The organism is Neobacillus phoenicis, from assembly GCF_047302305.1.
In the GTDB taxonomy this organism is placed as follows: domain Bacteria; phylum Bacillota; class Bacilli; order Bacillales; family Cytobacillaceae; genus Neobacillus.
Genome location: NZ_CP154847.1, coordinates 1,694,412 through 1,710,390, shown reverse-complemented (window position 1 = coordinate 1,710,390; position 15,979 = coordinate 1,694,412). Strand labels below are relative to the sequence as shown.

Sequence of the window (15,979 nt, the reverse complement as noted above, 5' to 3'; positions counted from 1 at the left end):
ATTTCCTCCTTTCTTAAGCAATTCCTAGATACTTCCGTTTCATCTCTTCATTTTCTTTTAGTTGCTTCATCGTTCCATGACCTACAGACCTTCCGTCATCAATGATGTAAAAACAATCACCAATCGTGCTTGCCATCATAAAATTCTGTTCGACTAAAACAATGGTAGTTTGTTCTTTCATTTGTAAAATGGACTCCATTACTTTCTCCACCACGATAGGCGCTAACCCCTTGCTCGGTTCATCAATTAATAAAAGTTCGTTTTCATTTACGTAGGCTCTAGCAATGGAAAGCATTTGTTTTTGTCCACCGCTTAGTAACCCGCCTGGCTTTTTCCAAAATTTCTTTAAGTCTGGGAATAGGTTTAGGATATACTCCATTCGTTTGGCTGTTTCCTCATTGTCTTTCTGAATTGCGACTTTCATGTTTTCTTCAACAGTTAAACCAGCAAAGATTCCTTGATCCTCTGGAACGTAACCAATTCCTTTTTGAGCAATGGTATGGGTTGGCAATGTCTGTATTGATTCACCTTTAAACACAATGCTCCCCTTAGAAGCAGGGTTCAAGCCCATGATTGTTCGTAAAGTGGTTGTTTTCCCTGCTCCATTTCTCCCGAGAAGGACGGTCACTTCTCCTTTTTTCACCTCTAATGAGACGCCTTGGAGAATATGGTATTGGCCGATAAATGTTTCTACGCCATTAAGCTTCAATAGGTCGTTCATCAAAATGACCTCCTAAGTATGCAGACTGAACAGTTTCGTTTTCCATGATTTCTTCAGGGGTTCCGTCAGCAAGCAGACTGCCATTAAAAAGGACCATGATCGAATCAGATAAATCGAGAATCATATCCATTTTGTGCTCAATCAAAATGATAGTTCGGTTCCCTTGTTCCTTAATTCGTTTAATCACCTCTAATATGGCTGGAACTTCTTCAAGTGACATCCCTGCTGTAGGTTCATCCAACAAGAGGACTTCCGTTTCAAGAGCGAGGAGCATGGCAATTTCCAATTTCCGTTTTTCCCCGTGTGCCAGATTACTAGCTAATGAATCTTTTTTATCATCTAAAAGCACCAGCCTTAGCCATTCTAATGCCCGCTCTTCGAATGACCGGTACTTTTTATAATGAAACAGCATTTGATAGCGGATGCCTGCTTGTGATTGGACCGCTAATCTGACATTTTCCAGGACAGTTAAGTTCGGAAATACGTTGGTAATTTGGAAGGAACGGCCTATTCCTGCTCTTGTCCGATGTGTAGGGGAGTAACGTGTAATATCCTTCCCACGGAAGAGGATTTTGCCTTTTGTGGGAGCTAATTGGCCGCTAAGCAGATTAAAGAACGTTGTTTTTCCTGCACCATTGGGCCCAATAATGGATTTAAAGTGCTTTTCTGGGATGGAAATACTAACGGAATCAACAGCGGTATGACCGCCAAAGCTAATGGATAAATCATTTGTTTCAATAAGAGTTGCCATCTGTTTCACCACCTCTATTTGCTAAAAATAAGGAAGAGGGCGACCAGTGATGATTTCGGTCAAACCCTCGTCATGTTTATTAATGGAGCAGACTCGCTTATCTTAATCGTTATAGATCTACTTGTTGCGAATTGGCGGTGCTGTTTCCTCAGGAGATAATTCCCTGATTAATACTGGCACAGGATATGGAACGCCATCTTTCTTTTCTAATTTAATTGCATACAAGGTTTGTAGAGCCTGGTGATCCTCTTTACGGTAAGTCATTTTGCCTTTCGGTGTGTCAAAGCTCATACCTTCCATTGTTTGAATCAACTTAGCAGAATCTGCATCGCCATTTGTTTTCTTTAATGCTTCCACAATGGAGAGGGCAGCACTCATACCTCCTGGTGTGAATAGATCCGGAACATCGCCGTTAAAACGTTTCTTATGCTCAGAAACGAGCCAATCATTGATTTTATTTTTTGGCAGGTCATGATAGTAAACAGTGAATCCTTCCATGCCAATGAGCGGTTCCATTGTTGATAAGGCAGCAATATCAGGTGCGCCAGTAGAAATCTTGATTCCTTTTTCTTGAACCTTCATATCAGAAAGCTGCTTCCATGGTGAGTTAGCACCAGCCCAAACGACAAATAGATAATCTGGTTTAGCATCTACAATCTTTTGAATGTTAGAGGTAAAATCTGTAGCAGCAGGATCCGCATATTCTTCCTTCACGATTTCTGCACCTAGCTTTTTCGCTGCTTCTTTAAAGGCAGCTACTCCATCACGGCCAAAGGCGTAATCAGGAGCAAGTGTAGCAATTTTAACTCCCTTCTTTGCAATGGCTGCTGCACCGGCGACCGCATCCTGAGAAGAGTTACGTGCAGAATGGAAAATATACTTATTAAACTCTGAACCTGTAATACTATCAGCCACTGCTGGTTCCACGACCATCACTTTTTGATATTCTTCAGCCAGCGGAAGTACAGCTAATGTATCTGCTGAACTGGAGGATCCTACAAGGAAATCGACTTTGTCTTCCTCTAATAGTTTCGTTGCTTTTTGTACGGCCACCTCAGGCTTCGTTTCCGTATCTTCTACAATGAATTCAATTTTGCGTCCGGCAACTTCCATTTTTCCTTCCGTTGCATAATCAAGCCCTAACTCAAAGCCTCGCAGTGTTTGCTTTCCATATGCTTCTAGTGCACCTGTCTTAGAGGCAAGAACCCCAATCTTGATTGGTTCTTTACTCTCGGTCTTTTCTCCACCTTTGTCCTTCGGCTCTGATGATGACTTATCGGAGCTGCACGCACTGGCAAAAACCATCATAAAAATAAGTAATCCTAATAATGCCCATCTTCCCTTGTACCCCTTCACTCTTTTTCCCCCTTAAAATAGATAGTCACAAACTGGCAAAGCTTTGATTTTAGGATAAAAGAAGGAAGTTACATGGAAGTTACAAAATCGTTTTCATATAAAAAATATAGGTTTGGCTCATTTTTTAACTGTATTGGCCAATTTTCACAGATATTGGCTCATTTTTAGAGGTGATTGGCTAATTTACCATTTTAAGGAAATTAAAACCCGATTCCTAGGTTATTATTCTATAAAAAAAGAACAGCCCTATATATTTAAGGCTGCTCAATGGGGTTATTGATACTATCAGATTCAATAATCATGTCGTACATATGCTTGGTCGGTTCTAGTGGGGACACACCGAGTTCTTCCTCTAGTACTTCTGTACACTTTTGATACCACTTCATCGCTTGTGGACGATTGTTTTTTCGATAATAACAATACATCAACAATCGGTAGGCTTCTTCCCAGGTGCGGTCACGCTCTAACATTTTTTCACACCAGTAAATGGCCGGATCATATTGCTCCCTTCGAACCAGCATCTGAGCCATTTTTTCAGCACCTCGCAGGAAGTATACAAGCATACTTTCTCTTTTACTTATACACCAATCTTCATACCGGCGGTCAGGTAAGTATTCTCCCTGGTATAGAGTTAATCCCTTTTCTAATAGATAAGCTACTTGATCCGGGTCTGCTTCATTTAATCCATCTTGAATCCATACTTGAAATTCTGTTGTATCCAATTCGATGACCGCTTGTGGGTTTACCCCATAAAACATTCCCTCCCTAATGATGAAAAAAGGAGCAGCCCTTGCTTTTCTTGCTGGTTCTAAAACGGTCTGAAGACTGTTCAATGCGACTTTGAAATCGCGGTCCGCACTTTTTTTATCATGGTAAGGCCAAAGAACCTGGATGATTTCATCCTTCGCCATCGGCTCTCTTACTGTAATTAGTAACTGAAACAATTCTTTAGCTTTTTCTCTTGGCCAGTCCTTTTCAGCAACCTCCTTCTCACCTAGCCAAACCTTAAATTGACCAAGTGTTTGAACTCTTAGAGAATACCCAGGATGCGAGTCGATTATAGCTACACCCATATTCTGAAGAATTTTCGCCACATACGGTTGATGAATTTCTTCTTTTATTGCCTCCAATAATAAGGGAACAAATACTTGTAGATCCCTCGGGCTAAAGACCGATCTTTTATGAAAGAAAAACTCATAATCCTTACTCTGCACGATACATAGAAAATCAGAGATACTTTTCCTAAAATCTTCTGTTCTTTTCTGTATAAAATAAACATGTGACATCCAGAAATGCCCTAACATCATTCCAAAATAATCCTCACACTTTAAAAATAATGACTGTGTTTTTTCTAGGTAGTGATGTGCCTTCGACAGTCGATCATTATAAATACAGGTAATACCCATACACAAAGTAATGAGTGCTGACAGCCATACATCATGGACCTTTTCAGTTTCCTGAAGTGCTTTTTCCCCTGCCTCCAAAGCCCGTTCCAGCTCACCCCTTGTTCCATACAAAATACATAAACCCATAAGCGGCTCCGCTTTACCACGATCCACATTCAGCTGCTCCATAATATCTAATGCCGTTTGGTAACAGGTTTCTGCTAGATTTAAATCATATTTATTTAACACTTGTACCGCATGCCCCATACGAATCCAGCCACAGGCTTCAACAAATGGCGCATTTAAGTTTATACCTTGCTGAATTCCCGCTTGAGCTAGATCCTTTGCCTTTATCCCTTCTCCTGTAAAGGATTCAATGAGGGAAAGTAATAAATCAGTTTCACGGTGTGCTTGCGGCAAGGAGGCAACATTGGTTCCATTCAGCTCTCCTTTTTTAAAATAAAGCGCTTTCTTCGCTTGTTCAAAACGACCGGTTCGTAGATATAATCTAGCTTCTAAATTTCCATCCAAGCTGTCCAGCATCGATTCCTTCGTCTTTTGTATCCATTTTTCTGCTTCAGACGATTTACCTGAGTTTAATAGATTCTCAGAAAGTAATTGATAGAGTTTCCCCTTTTCCTCCGCTGAACTCTTAGATTTTTCTCGATAAGAAATCGCTTCATATAAAATTTTTTCTGCGAGTTGCGGTTGTATCGTATCTAAATAGATTTTTGCTTTTCCTTCTAACGCCATGCTCATGCCCAAATTGTCCTGCTTTTTCTCTGCACCGGCGAAGGTTTTGCTGTAACACTCATCAGCCTCCTGGTACTGAGAGCGGTAACGATACACCTCTGCTTTTAGAAACCACAGGAGATAGTAGGATTGCATCTCCATTTCTGGAACCATTTTTAGCTGATCAAATAAGCTATCTAATTTGCCACTTTCAAGCATTCTTAAACCATTCTCCTGAAGAATAGAAGCAATCGCTTTATAGTGGTTAATTTTTTTATAATGGTGAAGGGCTTCCTCCCACAATTCTCTTTTTTCATAAAAACGAGCTGCTCTTTCGTGAAGCAAAGCATAATTAGTTGGATTGTTTTTTTGGAAGGACTCTTCTAAGAATTCTTTAAAAAGCGCATGATACCGATAATGGCTCAACCCTACCTTTTGTATAAATAAATTTCTTTCTTTTAATTGCTCTAGCATGCCAGAAGCTGCTTGAAGCCCGATCACCTCATCACAAATTTCTTCCTCTATTTCATCAAAAATCGAGGTCTGCTCTAAAAACTGTTGGATGATCGGAGGTTGTTTTGAAAAGACTTCCAACACTAAGTATTGGAATAAATCTTGAAGTGATTGTGAGGAGTACTCGAAAAGATCCGAAATATCTTGTGTAAGAGGAATTTGCTGTGCAATCATACATAAAGCAATCACCCATCCCTCTGTCATCTGGTAAATTGTTTGTAAATGGCTTGCTTCAATATTTAATCCATAAAGGTCGGTTAATAGCAGCTCCATTTCTTCAAGGGTAAGGACCAGGTCTTCCTTCGTGATTTCTAGTAATTGCCCACATACCTTCATTTTCGTTAAAAGCTTCCATCCTGGTCTACTTCGACTGGAAATAACAATATGTAAATTGGGAGGAATGTGTTCAAGCAGTTTCTCTATCCAGCTATTAATCGTATAGGAATGTTCTATTTGATGAAAGTCATCTAAGATCAATGTTAATTCAGTTGGGATGGAAAGAACTTCATTTATAAAAAGTGAACATAATACACTGAGTTCTTCTGCACGAATATAACGGTCCATCGTGTCAATATAATTCGATAGCTCCATTCCGAATTCAGGTACAACCCGGCGAATGGAATGGATGACATAGGAAAGGAATGGTAGGATGTCGTCATCCATTGGCGTGATGGAATACCAACACCCTTGTATGGCTTCGTCCCTCATAAATAAAGCAAGCGCCGTACTTTTTCCAAAACCTGCACCCGAATGAATGATGGTCAAAGGGTAGTCAGGAATCTTCCTCATTTTCTGTGTTAGCTTTGCTCTTCTGATAAATTCATCCTTCACAGCAGGGATTCGTAGTTTTGTTTCAATGATAGGCAGCTTCAATTTATGAGACCTCCTCTCTTTTTTCGCAATATTTACACTATTTTACCATATTGTGACCCATAAGTGTACGAGTATGGTAAAACAAATAAAGAGCATTAATTCATGAGTTTATTCAGTGTAAATCATTTTCCTAGTCATTCCTCCATCGACGATTAAATTAATACCAGTAACAAAATCATTTTCGCTATTTGTTAAATAGAGACAAGCACGTGCAATATCGCTAGTTTTGCCTACACGTTTAGATAAATGCTGCTCATGATCGAGTTCCGATAGTTCTGACTCGTCTCCTGTGTGAATCCAACCTGGCGAAATCGCATTAACTGTAATTTTATCGTTACTAAATGAAGCAGCCATTGCATGGGTAATTGCTGTAATTCCACCTTTTGTCGCCGCGTATGCTTCTGCATTTGGTTCTGACATTAGTGCTCTAGTGGAAGAAATGTTAACAATGGATCCCCCTCTTTCGTTCTCTCTCATATACTTAGCCGCCTCCCTCGAGCAAAGGAAAACACTTCGCAGATTGGTATCGATGATATCGTCCCACTCTTCTATAGATAACTCATAGGGGGATTTAAACACACTCTTCCCGGCATTATTAATTAATATATCAATGGTTCCATATGTATTTTTGATCGTTTCAAATAGGTGAAGTATGTCCTTTTCCGATTTAACATCAGTTTTTACAAATTGTACTTCTGCTCCATGGTTTCTTAGTTCGAGAGCAACCATGTTTCCTGACTCTGAATCTATATCCGTTATAATTACCTTTGCACCTTTTTCAGCATAAGCAGACGCCACGCCACGTCCAATTCCATTTGCCGCACCTGTTACCACAACTACCTTATCTAGAAAATCCATTCGTCAACAATCCTTTCTTTTCTTTTAAAAGGCTGTGTTAAACTTGGATGTTGATTTCCGCTCCAATCAACATTGTCAATAAAACAACAGTAACCTTTAACACAGCATTTTAAAAATTTAGCTTATTCCCATATGATATACGGAAATTTCAAGTAATAATATAGGGTCTGCTTGAAAAAACTAAAACTGAAAATATTCCTTTGAGGAGGATTAGTATGCAGGAAAAATGTTTTTATTGCACTAATGACATTGAAGAAAAACAGCGCCACTATGTCTCTTTTTTAACTACAAGCATGGAAAGAAATGAAACACTCTGTGAAGAATGCTATCAAGAGTGGCTGCACGGTCAGAAAGGCTGAATCACTTCTTATTTTTCCATATATACATGCTGGGTGAGTCTGGCTCAAGCAAGAGCAAAGATTCCTCAGCAAATTGGAGTGTTTATTATTGTCCATTAAGAAAAAGATTCCGCTACTTTTTTGCCTTTTAGTTTTCTTGATTTTACTTAGCAATAATACCTTTCATTATGTTCGTTCTAAAAGTCAGTTACTCAATTATAACGAGAAAGAAATCGAAATGATCATAAAAGAGGTTTCCTTCCAAGTAGAGAAAACAAAGGAAGGTTCGCTTTATGTGGAGGATATTCTAGGTAGGGACCTCAGAATAGCATCACTAGCAATAAAACAAAAGCTTCCTCCAACCTACCAAGACATAAGCAATCAACAGTTAAAATCAATAGCAAAAGAAGTAGGAGTTTCCCATATTACTTTATTAGCCAAAACTACAGATGATATTATTGGCGTAAAATCCTCCGACCCAGAAGAAATTAATATGTCAACTAAGGATTGGGGCTATTGGTATGATGCCTATCAACAACTGTTCGCTATAACTCCTGTTTCCGTTGGAAAAGGGCTATCCTTACCGTATTATTGGTCTGGACCAATAGAAATTGCTTCCTCCGACCCCGAACATATCGATAAATGGGGCTATTATTTTGATGGGTCCACGAATTATATCATAAACCCCTATTTTCGAGATAATGAAGTGTTAGAGTACGAGGAACGATTCGGACCGGGGAAGGTAATCGAAGGTTTTATTAAAGAACGGGGAGTTTTAGAACTATCCGTCATCAATCCTAAAAACTTTGGTAAAAAGAGTGAAGTGGTTCATCTAAACGGAAATAGTTATATACGAATTTCCGCTAGACCCATATGGTATGGATCCTACAAATACCGTAATGTTAAAGATGATACAAAATTTGTAAAAAAAGCGATAAAAACGAAAGAATTACAATCATATAAGGTTTGTTTGAATGGAAAAAGTATTATGAAAACCTTTGTGCCTGTTTTCCCTAAAAACGACCAAGCATATGTGATTAGCCTTGTTTATAATTATGGCTTGATTGAGCAGGAGCTTCGTCATGAATTAATAGTCCATGTCCTTCTGTCTATTGCCATTATGATTATTGTATTAATTATCAGCTTTATCTTTTCTCGGTCCATTACACAGCCAATAGGATATATCGTTGAACAGGTCAATGATATTGCGCAAGGAAATTACGAAAAAAACATCCACTTAAATCGAAAAGATGAGTTAGGATTACTTACTGAAAATGTGAATTCTCTTTCTAAACATTTGCAGAGCTATGTTAATGACTTAAATCAAAGTAAAGAACTTATAGAATACCAGGCCTACCATGATCCTTTAACAGGCTTATTAAACAGAAGATATGTCCTTGAAAAATTAACCCCTTTTATAAACCGTGCTACTGAAACGGGTGAAAAAATATCTGTTTTATTCATTGACCTGGATCGGTTTAAACAAGTCAATGACTCCTTTGGGCATAGCAAAGGAGATGAAATATTGAAAATCGTTGCAAACCGTATTAAGAATTGTCTCCCGGAAAATGACACTGTTATCATTACAAGACAAGGCGGAGATGAATTTATTATTTTTCTAGTGAACTTTGATCTCCCCCAAACGAAGAATGTTGCTGAAAAAATTGTCGGTAACCTTAAAAAATCATATTCTCTTGATGGCAGTGAAATTTACCTTGGTGCCAGTTGTGGAGTTAGCTTGTATCCTGATCAATCAAAAGATATAGACACACTTGTTATTTATGCAGATTTGGCTATGTATGCAGCTAAAAAGATGGGCGGCAATAAAGTTGTGGTCTATTCGGAAAAAATAAATAAATCCAATGTAAAAAGACCAAGACTAGAAGCCCGGTTACGGAATGCTATTGAGAATGAAGAAATTGAAGTATATTACCAGCCCAAAATCAAAGCTGACTCTGGTACAATCTTTGGTGCTGAGGCATTGGTCAGGTGGAATGATGAAGAATTTGGTTTCGTTTCACCAGATTTATTTATCCCGATTGCTGAAGATACAGGACTCATTCAACCTTTATGGGAGATCGTCATGAAGACAGCTTGTCAACAGATTAGCAACTGGAACCTGCACCGTTCCCAACCGCTATCGATTTCAGTTAATTTCTCTGCACGTCAATTTCAAGAGCCGGAAAATATGGTTAAACGGGTGACAGAAATATTATCCGAAAGCCTTTTGAACCCACAATACTTTGAAATTGAAATTACTGAAAGTATACTTCTGAATAATTCGACTGAAATTGTTCATTCACTGCAAACTCTTCAAAATATGGGAATTGCTATTTCTATTGATGACTTTGGTACTGGTTACTCCTCCTTAAGTTATTTAAAGGATTTACCAATCGATTCCTTAAAGATTGATAAATCCTTTATTCAAAACATTGATATGGAGTATCGAAATACGGAGATTCCTGAGGCCATCATTAATTTTGCCCGTAGCCTTCATCTGAATGTCATTGCTGAAGGGGTGGAACGAGACTTTCAAAAGGAGTTTTTACTTTCGAAAAATTGCGTGCAAATGCAAGGATATTTATTTAGTAAGCCATTGAGTAAAGATGAATTTGAACAATACATGAAAGATAAAAAATGAGGCAGCCGTGGCTGCCTCTGGCTGTCGAAAAACTCTCGGTAGCCTATTATTTCATCTACATTCTTTAACAATTAACCGTGTTAATTTTTATAATATTATTAGTATATTGGCTATCAATTTGTCTGTTGATTGGCGCTCCAGGCACTTCGCTTTCCGCGGGCGTGCCGGGGAGCCTCCCCGCGGAAAGCGAGTGCCCGGAGCGGAAATCAACAGGCCAGTTAGCAGGGACAATCAATAAAATAAATCAAAATTTTTGATAGACAAAATAAAAAAAATACCCTTTCTCGACAAAAGAAGGCAGCCGTGGCTGCCTCCTTTCATTCTACTGAACAAATTCTTCTACGGTACATATACTACTTCCTGAATTGCTGATAGACAACAACATTGCGTTCACTTCAGGAAAACCAGCTTGCAGTGCATGCCTAAGCGGCTTCCCCTTTCCTTTCTCGATAAAACAAATAACCGTTGGTCCAGCACCGCTTAGTGCTACACCAAATGCGCCACTAGACTTGGCCAATTGTTCCATTTCATGATAGGCGTGAATAAGCGGTTTACGGTAAGGCTGATGAAACAAGTCCTTCTCCATCATTTTTCCCGCTAATGACCAATTTTGGCTTAATATAGCTGCAATCAAGAGATTGGCAGTAGCGGAAGCTTGAATAGCCTCCTTTTGAGAATAGACAGAAGGTAAGACTTCCCGCGATTCTTTCGTCAACAAAATGTCTGGAGGAACCAAGGCAACCATTTCAAAAGGAAGCTCAGTAAAGGAGAGCATATCTACTTCATCATGGCCATAACAACCAATGACAAGTCCTCCAAAAAGAGATGCGCCCACATTATCAGGATGCCCCTCCCATTTAGTAGCAAGGAGAAGTTTCTCTTGCTTAGTCAAGCCCAGGTCTCCCACTGAATCAGCCAGCTCAATGCCGGCCACAATAGCTGCGGCACTTGACCCAAGTCCCCGTGCTAAGGGAATCTCACTATCCACACTAATTTTACATGGGGATAGTTTTATACCATAGTGAGCTGCTGTCTGGATTGCAACTTGGCAAATGAAATGACTCTCATCTGTTGGTAAATCCTTTAATTCCTCACATTGAGATCGGCATTCCCATTTGTCATGCTTCTCAATTTCTAATGTCAAATACAAATTTAATGCTAGACCGATTGAATCAAATCCTGGTCCGAGATTAGCTGAACTTGCTGGTACTTTAATGATTAGCCGGTCATTTAGAGTCACGTTGGACCACACCTTTGATATGATCTTTTACCGCCTCTTCATCATTCGGCAACTGAACTGGTTTAACCAGACTGCTGCCAATAGCTGTATCTGGATCTTTTAGCCCATTTCCAGTGAGGACAGCCACAATCTTAGCCCCATTTTTAACTTTTCCCTGTTGTATACTTTTGTAAATACCAGCAATAGATGCACAGGATGCAGGTTCAGCAAAGACCCCTTCCGACGAGGCTAGTTTTTTATAGGCAGCAATAATCTCTTCGTCTGTTACTTCATCGAACTGACCATCTGACTCCTGAACAGCAGAAACAGCTAGATTCCAGCTGGCCGGATTCCCAATTCGAATAGCTGTTGCAATCGTTTCTGGATTTTCAAATACTCGGTTATGCACAAGAGCAGCTGCCCCTGCTGCTTCATAGCCAAACATTCTCGGCAGCCCGGTTCTCCTCTTATCAGCAAATTCTTTAAATCCTTTCCAATAGGCACTAATGTTTCCTGCGTTACCAACTGGGATGGCTAAAATGTCTGGAGCTTCTCCTAACTGCTCACAAACCTCAAATGCAGCTGTCTTTTGCCCTTCTAGTCTGAATGGATTAACGGAATTCACTAGTGTGATTGGCTCTTCTTCGCTAATATTTCGAACCATTTGCAATGCCTGATCAAAATTCCCCTCAATGGAGATGATTTCTGCTCCATACATCATCGCTTGGGCAAGCTTGCCTAAGGCAATTTTCCCTTCTGGAATAACGATAATACACTTTAATCCTGCTCGTGCTGCGTATGCTGCTGCAGCCGCAGATGTGTTACCCGTAGAGGCGCAGATAACTGTTTTACTACCTTCCTCTACGGCTTTGGCCACAGCCATCACCATTCCTCTGTCTTTAAATGAACCAGTTGGGTTTGCACCCTCCATCTTTACATAGAGGTCTACATCCCATTCCTTTGAAAGTCGTTCAAGCTTAATTAAAGGCGTATTTCCTTCATTTAATGTTAGATTAGGTGTGTTATTATTTATTGGTAAAAATTCTTTATATGCTTCTAATAGTCCTGGCCATCTCATAATGATTTCCTCACAACCCTATATGCGCTTTTTATTTCTTTGACTGCTGTTAAATCATATAGTTCTAGTAAAATTTTATCGTAATTTGTGACTGAAGCTCGATGTGTCACTAAAACAATTTCTGATGTTTCATTCTTTTTAATTGGCAATTGAAGGATTTTTTCAAAGCTAACTCCGTATTTTGCAAAAATGGAGGTAATATCAGCAAACACGCCTACCTCATCCTGGACATGAATTCGGAGGAAATACTTGGAGAATTTCTCTTCATCCTCTTTTAATCGCTTAGGGTATTGCGGTGTAACCGCACTTCGGCCATTTACACCCAGTCTTAAATTTTTAATTACACCTACAAGATCAGAAACAACGGCAGTTGCGGTTGGTAAACTTCCTGCCCCTGGTCCATAAAACATCGTTTCCCCCACTGCTTCACCATAAACATAAACAGCATTATATTCATTTTGAACGGAAGCAAGTGGATGATTATCTGATAAGAACGTCGGTGCCACACTTACTTCTACCTTTTCTCCTTCACGGTGAGCGAAGCCAATTAGTTTCATTGTATAGCCTAATTGTTTACCGTATCGTAAGTCCTCTTCTGTTACATTAGAAATACCACTTACTTTTACATCATCCAAATCGATATGCATAGAGAATCCTAGTGTCGCTAAGATGGTCATTTTTCGTGCGGCGTCTAACCCTTCTACATCTGAGGTTGGATCGGCCTCTGCAAATCCCAGCTCCTGGGCTTCTTTCAAAACTTCGTCATAGGAGCGGCCTTCATTGCTCATTTTTGTTAAAATATAGTTAGTGGTACCATTTACGATACCCATCATTTGTGTAATCCGGTCAGATGCCAGGCCGTCGACCAAGCCTCTTAAAATAGGAATGCCTCCCGCCACACTTGCTTCATAAAACAAGTCACAGCCATGTTCTGATGCAACGGTTAACAACTCTGAACCATGCAAGGCCATTAAATCTTTATTTGCAGTGACCACATGTTTTCCTTGGCGAAGTGCAGTAATCAAATAATCCTTTGTCTCTTGTACTCCGCCCATAACTTCAATGACAACATCAATGTCATTGTCGAAAAGTATATCATCGGCGCTTGACGTTAACATTTGAGCTTCTACCTCAACAGGTCTACTTTTATGTAGGTCTTGTACAAGAATTTTTTTGATGACTACCGGACATCCCACTTGGTGAATTAATTTATCTTGATGATTTTTAATGATTTTGACTACACCTGAACCAACTGTTCCTAAGCCTAATAGTCCAATAGAAATTGCTTTCATGTGTTCGCCTCCCATATATGTGTCCGTATATCACGCACAAATGTTTTTCTGTTGTAGACATTATATGACTGTCTGAATTTTTTTACAATATATTTATTTAGGCAAAACTATATGTAATCGCTTACTACCGCGCCATTACTGAATAACTTTTTTATGGTGAATTCCCTCATCTAAAAAGTTAAATTTTTTTCCGCTTTATCCCTTTACAATCCTGAAGGTATGGATGTAGAATAATCCCTATATTCAATTGAATTTTGAAATTTCGATCAAATTAGTTTCTTTTATAATTGAAAAAGTATTGATGAAGACGGCATTAAGAAAAAGCTTCAGAGAGCCGGTGGCTGCTGCGAACCGGTGCTGTTTCTTAACATGCCTAGCCCTTCTGAACTGGCTGCTGAAGGCTTTTAGTAGGCTCGCCCGGTAGAAACCGTTAATTTCTTGAGGCTGCACTTCTTTTGTGCAGCAAAAGAGGGTGGCACCACGTGACCTTACGTCCCTCATAACAAGACAAATCTGTCTGTTATGAGGGACGTTTTTTATTAGAAAGCAAAAATTGAGGAGGCTTGGAGGAAAATGTACAAAGTACTTGTAACCGATGGAATTAGCAATACGGGATTAAAAAGCTTATTGGAGCACCCTAATTTCGTTGTCGACCGGCAACCCACTCTTCCTGTTGAAGAGTTGAAAACCATTATTGGGAATTACGACGCACTCATTGTGAGAAGCCAAACAAAAGTAACCGGGGAGCTTTTAGAAGTGGCCGGCCGATTACGAGTCATCGCAAGAGCAGGTGTTGGCGTTGATAATATTGATGTGAATGCAGCTACTCGTAAAGGAATTATTGTCATTAATGCTCCTGGCGCCAATACAATTGCAGCAACTGAACATACTTTAGCGATGATGCTATCCTTAGCTAGAAAAATTCCCCAAGCCCACAAAAAAACTTCTAACGGCGAATGGGACCGTAACTCCTTTAAAGGGGTGGAGCTTTATAAGAAAACACTCGGTGTTATTGGAATGGGTAAGATTGGGACCGAGGTAGCAAAACGGGCCAAAAGCTTTGGAATGAACATTTTAGGGTTTGACCCTTATTTGACAGAAGAACGGGCCCAAAAACTGGGGATGACAAAGGCAAGTCTTGATTTAATTGCACAGGAATCAGATTTTATTACGATTCATACTCCTTTAACTAACGATACTAGAGGACTAATAAACGATGAGTACTTAAGCAAAACAAAAAAAGGTGTACGCTTTGTCAACTGTGCTCGTGGAGGCATTATTGATGAAAAAGCACTGGTAAGGGCCGTACAATCTGGCCATGTTGCAGGAGCAGCCCTTGATGTGTTTGAAAAAGAGCCAGTTGCAGACCCGGAATTACTAGAAAATCCAAACATTATTGTGACGCCGCATCTAGGTGCCTCAACTGTTGAAGCACAGGAGAAAGTAGCCCAAGAGGTAAGCGCGGAAATTATCGATATATTTGAGACACAGTCGATTCAACATGCCGTAAATATGCCACAAATGTCTGGAGAAACACAGGCAAAACTGCAGCCCTATTTACTTCTTGGCGATCAAATGGGGCAGCTTGTCATTCAATTATTAAACAAGCAAGCTCCAACCAAAATAGAAATCAATTATTATGGTGATTTAGTAAATGAAGATACAGAGTTATTAACTCGTACTTTATTGAAAGGTGTTTTATCTTATCATTTAAGTGATTCCGTCAATTTGATTAATGCACTTCATCTTTTGAAGGAGCAAGGTGTTTCTCATAACGTGGTAAAGAACGCGACGAATAAGGGCTTTGCAAATTATATGGAGCTTAGCGTATCACAGGGGAATCAGACAGCGAAGATTGGAGCAACGGTCTTAAATGGCTATGGCGCGAGGATTTTGAAAATTAACCAATATCGGATCGATGTGAAACCAGAGAAATACCTACTTTATATTAAGCATCGCGACGTTCCTGGTATGATTGGAAAAGTGGGTTCATTATTAGGCGATCACAATATCAATATTGGAACGATGCAAGTAGGCCGGACGGAAGTTGGCGGCGAGGCAATTATGGTATTAACTCTTGATAAAACATTAAGTCCAAATGTAATCCGCGTACTAAAGATGATTGATGGATTAAATGAAGCACAAGTCCTGGAGTTGAGTACGGTCGATTCGTTTGAGCCTGGACGGCTGGAACCTGAAAAAGTAGAAAGTATTTAGGTTTA

General features: G+C 39.6%; 11 protein-coding genes and 1 other annotated feature. Of the genes, 3 read left to right on the top strand and 8 right to left on the bottom strand.

Features of this window, described 5'->3' with window-relative positions; genetic code table 11:
* Nucleotides 1–13: 13 nt before the first annotated feature.
* The 5 genes from AA0X95_RS08730 to AA0X95_RS08710 form a co-directional block, all read right to left on the bottom strand.
* Nucleotides 14–721, bottom strand: a complete 708-nt coding sequence (locus tag AA0X95_RS08730) for an ABC transporter ATP-binding protein (protein ID WP_413307965.1) — start codon at nucleotides 719–721, stop codon at nucleotides 14–16.
* Nucleotides 699–1,472, bottom strand: coding sequence for an ABC transporter ATP-binding protein (locus AA0X95_RS08725; RefSeq protein ID WP_413307962.1), 774 nt, complete (start codon nucleotides 1,470–1,472; stop codon nucleotides 699–701). Before AA0X95_RS08725 ends, AA0X95_RS08730 begins: the two co-directional genes overlap by 23 nt.
* A 117-nt stretch (nucleotides 1,473–1,589) precedes the next feature.
* Complete coding sequence (locus AA0X95_RS08720; RefSeq protein WP_413309908.1) at nucleotides 1,590–2,780, bottom strand: substrate-binding domain-containing protein; 1,191 nt, start codon at nucleotides 2,778–2,780, stop codon at nucleotides 1,590–1,592.
* Between the two features lie 302 nt (nucleotides 2,781–3,082).
* A complete protein-coding gene (locus AA0X95_RS08715; protein ID WP_413307960.1) occupies nucleotides 3,083–6,331 on the bottom strand; it encodes a BTAD domain-containing putative transcriptional regulator in 3,249 nt (1,082 codons plus the stop codon).
* A 108-nt stretch (nucleotides 6,332–6,439) separates the two neighbouring features.
* A complete protein-coding gene (locus tag AA0X95_RS08710) occupies nucleotides 6,440–7,189 on the bottom strand; it encodes a glucose 1-dehydrogenase (RefSeq protein ID WP_413307957.1) in 750 nt (249 codons plus the stop codon).
* 215 nt (nucleotides 7,190–7,404) lie between these two features.
* Here AA0X95_RS08710 and AA0X95_RS08705 point away from each other — a divergent pair, with 215 nt between their 5' ends.
* Both AA0X95_RS08705 and AA0X95_RS08700 read left to right on the top strand, forming a co-directional pair.
* On the top strand, nucleotides 7,405–7,548 hold the full coding sequence (locus AA0X95_RS08705; protein ID WP_413307955.1) for a hypothetical protein: 144 nt from the start codon (nucleotides 7,405–7,407) through the stop codon (nucleotides 7,546–7,548).
* 88 nt (nucleotides 7,549–7,636) lie between these two features.
* Nucleotides 7,637–10,168 carry an EAL domain-containing protein gene (locus tag AA0X95_RS08700; RefSeq protein ID WP_413307953.1) on the top strand — a complete coding sequence of 844 codons (2,532 nt, stop codon included), beginning with the start codon at nucleotides 7,637–7,639 and terminating at the stop codon, nucleotides 10,166–10,168.
* A gap of 322 nt (nucleotides 10,169–10,490) precedes the next feature.
* Here AA0X95_RS08700 and thrB read toward each other — a convergent pair whose 3' ends face one another.
* The 3 genes from thrB to AA0X95_RS08685 are packed head-to-tail and all read right to left on the bottom strand — an operon-like array spanning nucleotide 10,491 to nucleotide 13,757.
* A complete protein-coding gene (thrB, locus tag AA0X95_RS08695; RefSeq protein WP_413307950.1) occupies nucleotides 10,491–11,408 on the bottom strand; it encodes a homoserine kinase in 918 nt (305 codons plus the stop codon).
* The gene (gene thrC / locus AA0X95_RS08690; RefSeq protein WP_413307947.1) at nucleotides 11,395–12,465 is read right to left on the bottom strand and encodes a threonine synthase; all 1,071 of its coding nucleotides are present in this window, start codon (nucleotides 12,463–12,465) and stop codon (nucleotides 11,395–11,397) included. Before thrC ends, thrB begins: the two co-directional genes overlap by 14 nt.
* The gene (locus tag AA0X95_RS08685) at nucleotides 12,462–13,757 is read right to left on the bottom strand and encodes a homoserine dehydrogenase (protein WP_413307943.1); all 1,296 of its coding nucleotides are present in this window, start codon (nucleotides 13,755–13,757) and stop codon (nucleotides 12,462–12,464) included. Before AA0X95_RS08685 ends, thrC begins: the two co-directional genes overlap by 4 nt.
* A gap of 289 nt (nucleotides 13,758–14,046) precedes the next feature.
* Nucleotides 14,047–14,258: a binding site (T-box leader), on the top strand.
* 72 nt (nucleotides 14,259–14,330) lie between these two features.
* On the opposite strand from AA0X95_RS08685, the gene serA reads away from it, so the two are divergent.
* Nucleotides 14,331–15,974 (top strand): phosphoglycerate dehydrogenase, encoded by a 1,644-nt coding sequence (gene serA / locus AA0X95_RS08680; protein ID WP_308082767.1) that lies wholly within the window; start codon nucleotides 14,331–14,333, stop codon nucleotides 15,972–15,974.
* Nucleotides 15,975–15,979 lie beyond the last annotated feature (5 nt).

Excerpts from the sequence above, each read along its gene's own strand:
- AA0X95_RS08730 (WP_413307965.1), bottom strand. The coding sequence starts at position 721 with ATGAACGACCTATTGAAGCTTAATGGCGTAGAAACATTTATCGGCCAA.
- AA0X95_RS08725 (WP_413307962.1), bottom strand. The coding sequence starts at position 1,472 with ATGGCAACTCTTATTGAAACAAATGATTTATCCATTAGCTTTGGCGGT.
- AA0X95_RS08720 (WP_413309908.1), bottom strand. The coding sequence starts at position 2,780 with ATGATGGTTTTTGCCAGTGCGTGCAGCTCCGATAAGTCATCATCAGAG.
- AA0X95_RS08710 (WP_413307957.1), bottom strand. The coding sequence starts at position 7,189 with ATGGATTTTCTAGATAAGGTAGTTGTGGTAACAGGTGCGGCAAATGGA.
- AA0X95_RS08705 (WP_413307955.1), top strand. The coding sequence starts at position 7,405 with ATGCAGGAAAAATGTTTTTATTGCACTAATGACATTGAAGAAAAACAG.
- thrC (WP_413307947.1), bottom strand. The coding sequence starts at position 12,465 with ATGAGATGGCCAGGACTATTAGAAGCATATAAAGAATTTTTACCAATA.
- AA0X95_RS08685 (WP_413307943.1), bottom strand. The coding sequence starts at position 13,757 with ATGAAAGCAATTTCTATTGGACTATTAGGCTTAGGAACAGTTGGTTCA.
- serA (WP_308082767.1), top strand. The coding sequence starts at position 14,331 with ATGTACAAAGTACTTGTAACCGATGGAATTAGCAATACGGGATTAAAA.